Origin of the sequence: Mesorhizobium sp. M7D.F.Ca.US.004.03.1.1, assembly GCF_003998635.1 — a bacterium.
Taxonomy (GTDB): Bacteria; Pseudomonadota; Alphaproteobacteria; order Rhizobiales; family Rhizobiaceae; genus Mesorhizobium; species Mesorhizobium loti.
In genome coordinates this window covers 1-670 of record NZ_RZQG01001611.1, presented here as the reverse complement: position 1 = coordinate 670, position 670 = coordinate 1, and the positions used below count along the sequence as shown (strand labels likewise).

At 63.0% G+C, this 670-nt stretch carries 1 protein-coding gene; it reads left to right on the top strand.

Features of this window, described 5'->3' with window-relative positions; translation table 11 throughout:
- Positions 1-262 (top strand): hypothetical protein (locus tag EN935_RS41250; protein WP_164771875.1); only part of this gene is annotated, 262 nt, incomplete at its 5' end.
- Positions 263-670: the final 408 nt, after the last annotated feature.

Genomic DNA, 670 nt, shown 5'->3' with positions numbered 1-670 from the left:
GCTCTATGCGGATCGGCTGGAACTCGTGCCGGTTCCGGGCCTCGACGAAGTGGCGGCGGACGCCATGAACCTTGCGGGCCAGCGCGCCGGCGGCGTCGAAAGCATCGAGGCGGACGGCACGATCGTCTATACACAGACCTGCGCCAGCATGATGCGAGAGCTTTTCGGCCTCGACCTCCTGCGCGTTCGCACCAGCGAACTGGAGGCGACCGGCCGGGCGCTGCGTCAAAGCCTCACCCGCCGCATAGCTTCGGGCGGATAGGGTCCGTACTCATAATTAGTTTGGGGCGTAGTATGAGGGTAGATCGATCAGTTCCAGGTGTGTACCCGAAGGCGGAGTTGCCCTCCGTCGAGGCGTCCGCGACGCAGAGATGGTCGATTTGCACCATATCCCTTCGGGACGCGGCGGATTTCGCGTCCGGGTTCGTCGAAACTCCCTTGTGGTGGCGGACACCGCGGCGGTCGTTTTGCCTGCCGGGACACGAAATCCGCTCGCGCCATCCCCAAACGGATTACGATGACAGACCCTAGGGCCAAACCACCCCTTTTCATCGCCCTCGGCGGGAGTGAAGCCTTGCTTGACACAAGACCAAACAAGCCCGTGGCGCTAGAGGCGGTCGGCATCGAAAAGACGCTCGGCACGATCAAGGTCCTGAAGGGCGTCTCGTTC